This window comes from Proteiniphilum sp. (assembly GCF_040307845.1).
In the GTDB taxonomy this organism is placed as follows: Bacteria; Bacteroidota; Bacteroidia; order Bacteroidales; family Dysgonomonadaceae; genus Proteiniphilum.
This window is the reverse complement of the sequence record NZ_JAWRIS010000035.1, coordinates 1-5,149: the sequence shown is the minus strand read 5'-3', so window position 1 is coordinate 5,149 and position 5,149 is coordinate 1. Positions and strand designations below refer to the sequence as shown.

Sequence of the window (5,149 nt, the reverse complement as noted above, 5' to 3'; positions counted from 1 at the left end):
ATGTAGAACCGGGGCGACAGGAGAAATTTAGACTTCGATTCTTTTGTACCTGCCAGTTTATCGTGATATAGGTAGGGAGTGAACGACAGCGGCATATCGAATTTCGCTTCCAGTCCGCTTCTCTTGAATTCGACTTCCGGCGATGCATAGAGGTTGAGATACCGCATCAAAAGATCATTATGGAGACTACCCAACGTATCCGAAACACCGGTCAGTTCACTTTCCATATCCCTGATCACACCAATAATGCCCACTCTCATGGAGATGTTGACGGGATTTATATAAAATCCCAACGATGTGTTGGTATTGGTGTAAAAGGCAGAAGAACGGATATCCTGTTGTTGCCTGACGTTATCCCTGGAGATATCGAGGTGTTGCGGTTTCAACTGGTAGAGATTGAACGAGTTGATCGTAAATGTCCTTCCTCCCGAACGGGAAAGCAACTCCAGGTCGTTGGATATCCGTCGCTCGGGCAGTGAAGCCGACTGTCTATTGGGAAAAGAGCCGGTAACATCCATCACGATATCATCCCAAAAGATATCCGCATTCAGTTTATTTTTCAGATAACGGGACTGCCTGTTTGTCGTCAGCGTCACATCGGCTGACAGCCGGTTTTGTTTCGACAAGGCTGATTCACCGATGTCGGTCATGATAGTCGAATCTTTCAGGTAATAGGTTGTCTTCGCAAAGTTATCGGAATTTAGCCGGTTATGGGTATAGGATACCTGGGAAGTGAGATCGGTGTGCTTGCCTACCGCCCAAAGGTTGTTGGTGCTCAGTAGATGGGACTTGTTGAAGCGCGCCCTGCCTGCATCGATATCCGTCAAATAATCAGGTCGGACATCGATATAGTTACTTAACCGGTAATTTTTGGAGAACAGTCCGACTATCTCGTCGATGGAAAACTGACGTGTCTCCCGTACCACATCCGTCCCTGTATTATTGGTCTTGTAGGTATTCAGTGTCTGGGTCTTGGGAGTAAACCGCATCAGGAACAGCTCCCCGTTCCACAACAGCGGTTCAAATCCGCTTCCCACCTTGGCAGTTCCCACCCAGCGGGCTTTGGCATCCTCTTTCAGGCGGATATTGATCGCCGGATTTTGGGAAAAGGAGAGATCTTCCAGTGCCTTGATGGGTTGATGGTTTTCCATTACCTCGACGCTTCCTACATCTTTCTGGTGCACGTTCTCCGTCGCCAGGTTATAACGCCCCCCGAGCATGTCGCGTCCTTCGATGTAGAACTTATTAATTTCAACCCCGTTGTATTTAATCGCGCCATTTTTTTCCACTTCGATACCGGGCATCTTTTTCAGCACGTCGGCAAGTGATTTGTCCTGTGCATCGGCAAAGTTGGAAACGATGTAGGTGATGGTATCACCGCGCTGGTGGATGCTTGGCGCTTTCACGATAACTTCTTTCAGTTCGGTAGCCTGCTCCGATAATTGCACATTGTATTGCTCCCGCCCGGCAGCCAGGGGGAGAGTCCGCACGGCATATCCCATCATGGAGAAATGCAGCACGTGATTCTCTGGAAAGGGTGATAGATTCAACTCGAATGATCCCTCCCGGGTCGTCTGGGCGAACTTTACGATCCTGTTTTCTCCTGCCGGACGCACCGTCACCAATACCCCGGTTAAGGGAGAACCGTCCTCCTTGTCGGTTACTTTTCCGGAGATAACCGTCTGTTGGGCATAAACAGGCATAGAGAAGAACAAGAAAGAAAGAAAATACAGACGTTTAATAAATATATGCATATCATCAGTTATCGTGTAGATTTCGACAGGTTGACCAGATCTGCCAATAAAAATGGAAGATCTTCCAAAGTGTATTCATTTGGAAATGGATGGTCATTTAGCCATATGTATTCATATTGACATTTTAAGTATGCCCTATCAACTATCCTTTGACAAAATAAATCATGAAAAAGGAATAGCATTATAATAAAGAAAAGGATTCTCATGTTTTTCATTTCAATTATCTGTAATCGCATTCAATTAAATCCCGATATATTGGTTTGTTATTACCGAAAGGGATGCCTGTTTCCACGTTCAAGATGCTGACGCTTCCTGATAAGTGTCGTATTTGCGCTTTTAAAAATTCTTTACGGTCTATTGGTATATGTTTCGCATTCTCCGAAATAGGTTGTGAGAAAAGAATCGGTTCATCATCTACCTTTTCCAACCCTATTATAGAGAAATAATATTGCTTGGCTTGATCATATACCTCCGTAATAAGTCCGGGCAACCCTCCAAACTTCCAAGGACCATCGCTTATTGGTATACCTGGCGCAAACCATGCAGTCCATTGTCTCCCCCGGAAATAACATTGAGCTTTCTGGCATTCGTAATCCAATATTTTTTTTGTACTATCGATAATTTCCCAATCTTGAGCGTTCAACACGTCCTGATATATTACATGATCGGAAGTAATGGCATCTGTTACTGTCATCTCTCCTTCAGGATAGTTTTTATACACGAAAGTAGTGCCACGTCTGTGAGGGAAGCTATTTCTCCATTTAGTCCTATCTCCGGTATTCTTTAACACTTCCAATGATTTATTAAACATCTCTTGCCATACTTGTTTTCCATTAGGAGTTTTAGTTAAGGAATCAGAGAGGAAGGTGTAGTAGCTATAATTCTTGGATATATTTTTCCCGATTTGCAGATAAATCAGATCTTGATAGGTAGATTGATCTATCGTATCTTTCATATAACTATGCTCATATTGGCATCTCAGATAAGCTTTATCCAACACTATATCCTGGCAAAACATCTTATATGGCGCAACAAAGAGAGATATGGCTATAATTATATTTTTCATTTCTTATTATTTATAATCAAGTTCTTGAAAATCGTATAACAATCTTCGGGATGGCCGTTGAATGTAGTTTAATTTCTTACCTCCTCTATAAACTTCATTTATCAGGTCTATTTCTGTAATAGGTTCTCCCGTAAGATATAAATATCTCGCCTGGAGATATGCACTCCTTTCGGTAGGAATAAATTCCTCATCATGAAAATTATATAGTGTAAGGGGGGGTATACTTTTCTCTTTTATTTCTGTAGCGATATAATAATAATCACTGCTCTTATCATATATTTCCAATATCAACCCGGGCAAACCATTAAACTTCCAAGGTCCGTCGCTAAATTCTATATCGGGCGAAAACCATGCAGTCCACTGTCTGCCCCGGAAATTGCATACGGCTTGTTTACATGTATAGTTAAGAATTTGTTTCACCGAGTCAGTGACAGTCCATTTCTGCGAAAGATATTCTTCTTCAAACGTGAAACCTGCAACCAATCCTCTCGTCATCGTTGTTATTGTTCCTTCAGGATAATTTTTGTAGATATAATCATGGGTTGTCCTCACTTCCGGCATTTTCGAATAATCCCGGTTACGAAATGCCTCTAAAGTTAGCCTCTCTGCAATTGCCCTTCCATTCGTATCCGTCCATAACGAATCATAATAGAAAGTATGATAACTAAAAAACTGACTAATGTCCTCTCCTATGCGCAATATCATGGAATCTATTACCTCTTTATTCTTGCGAATAGTATCTTCATGCATGTAAAGTTGATAATGAACCTCTTTAATGGAATAACCTAACACTTTTTGTTTAGGAGATGACAGAGATGTCAAATTAAATATAACTATAAAACAAACAATAAACTTTTTCATATTCTATTCATCCTCACATCACACCGTAAATCTCTTTGAAACATATAAAATTTAAGTTTACCCTCCATCCACATTAATGTGGATGGAGGGTAAGCAATTTAAGTACAATGATCTATATAGCTATCCGCCCATTTATCCCAATCCTCACTACTCCAATCTCCACCATCTGTATTTGCGATTTCTTGCAGACTGTCACAAAAATTTCCTGCACCACCTAATATCTGGCTCATTTCTTGTAAATTCAATTCTTCAATCATATCATTAAAGGTATTAACTCTTTCCTAAAGCGGAAAAAGTGTTATTATTAAGTTGTTTATTATAAAGACTCTATTTGAGTATCATTTTCAATATCATTACTATTATTCTCCATATTGAGGCATTTCTTGTTACCCAACTCGTGGATATTTGAAATTACCATGTTTTTATTATCTTTGCAGTGCCTTTCTTTGTCTTTTAGTGAAACTTCAGGGTTGATTGGTCTCAATTGGGTTGTTCGCTTTCCTGGCAAGGGAAGGCATTTTTAATTTATGACTCACGGATCTGACTCCGCTTTGTCTTGTTCGCATCTTTTCTTTTAATACAATGCTTTCATTTCGATAATTATCCCAGCACCATTTCTCCTAACTAAATGAGGTTTACCATCGATATAAACGATCTCCCACACTTCTTCATCATCTTTTGTTCCTCCCATTATTCTGGACATAGCTTCATTCTGTAACATATCTACAGATGGAATTAACGAGAAGCTATCTTTGTTCTTTGTTTCCATAGATTATCTTCCTCAATTATTCTTTATTAAGGACAAAGTTGAAAATTGTTTTTGGAAGTGTATCTAACAAATAGCTAACATTTATCTAATCAATCTAACAGACCCAGAGAAATTATATTTATTTAACGTTCCTATACCTTACACAGATTATCTCGTATACCACCGCAAAATGCTCCTGCTTCCAATGGACAATGCAAGGTAAATGTGCTTTTTCAGACAAGGCATCGAAAGTAAGTCTTCCTCCCACGGTTTTGAATCCAATTTCTTCCGCAGCCCGACTAATACCGAGCATAGTACTTCCTGTCGGGTATCAGGTTGACGGAGAGTGTCTGCCAGATGCTTTCGGAGGATGAAGTAATACCACTCTCCTTCACATCCAGTCGGTTCTTTGTAAAGTTCAATTCGTAGGAGCCATTCAACCAGCCGGAAAAACTGGAGTTGACCCTGGGAGTGACGGTCCATGAGTCGGACGAATAGGGTGTCTCGATACCGTTCTGAAACAATGACCCGTCGTATCCCATATAGGAGCCTCGCAGCGATAACATCCCCCGGAGAAAGTCCAGACCTTTACTTACATTGCCATTCAGCATCCATACGCTGGATGAATGATCCTGCGGAATAAAGGAGTACAAAATGAACTCATCAAGGAAATGGCGGTTGGAAATCCGTCGAGCTTCGCTCCACGAACGGACGGCCCCC

Annotated in this window: 6 protein-coding genes and 1 pseudogene; all 7 read right to left on the bottom strand. The window is 41.1% G+C overall.

Annotation, left to right across the window (positions count from 1 at the left end; translation table 11 throughout):
- A partial coding sequence (locus ABV001_RS08355; RefSeq protein WP_352422375.1) for a carboxypeptidase-like regulatory domain-containing protein occupies nt 1–1,754 on the bottom strand: 1,754 nt, incomplete at its 3' end.
- A 220-nt stretch (nt 1,755–1,974) separates the two neighbouring features.
- Nucleotides 1,975–2,820: a GLPGLI family protein gene (locus ABV001_RS08350; RefSeq protein WP_352422374.1), complete on the bottom strand. Its 846-nt coding sequence runs from the start codon at nt 2,818–2,820 to the stop codon at nt 1,975–1,977.
- 6 nt (nt 2,821–2,826) lie between these two features.
- Nucleotides 2,827–3,681 carry a GLPGLI family protein gene (locus tag ABV001_RS08345; protein WP_352422373.1) on the bottom strand — a complete coding sequence of 285 codons (855 nt, stop codon included), beginning with the start codon at nt 3,679–3,681 and terminating at the stop codon, nt 2,827–2,829.
- Between the two features lie 98 nt (nt 3,682–3,779).
- A complete protein-coding gene (locus ABV001_RS08340) occupies nt 3,780–3,938 on the bottom strand; it encodes a hypothetical protein (RefSeq protein ID WP_352422372.1) in 159 nt (52 codons plus the stop codon).
- A 317-nt stretch (nt 3,939–4,255) separates the two neighbouring features.
- Complete coding sequence (locus ABV001_RS08335) at nt 4,256–4,450, bottom strand: hypothetical protein (protein WP_352422371.1); 195 nt, start codon at nt 4,448–4,450, stop codon at nt 4,256–4,258.
- 148 nt (nt 4,451–4,598) lie between these two features.
- Nucleotides 4,599–4,751, bottom strand: a pseudogene (locus tag ABV001_RS08330) (cysteine peptidase family C39 domain-containing protein); the annotation flags it as partial.
- Nucleotides 4,729–5,149: hypothetical protein (locus tag ABV001_RS08325; RefSeq protein ID WP_352422370.1), on the bottom strand; the 421-nt coding region annotated here is incomplete at its 5' end. The gene ABV001_RS08325 and the pseudogene ABV001_RS08330, both read right to left, overlap by 23 nt.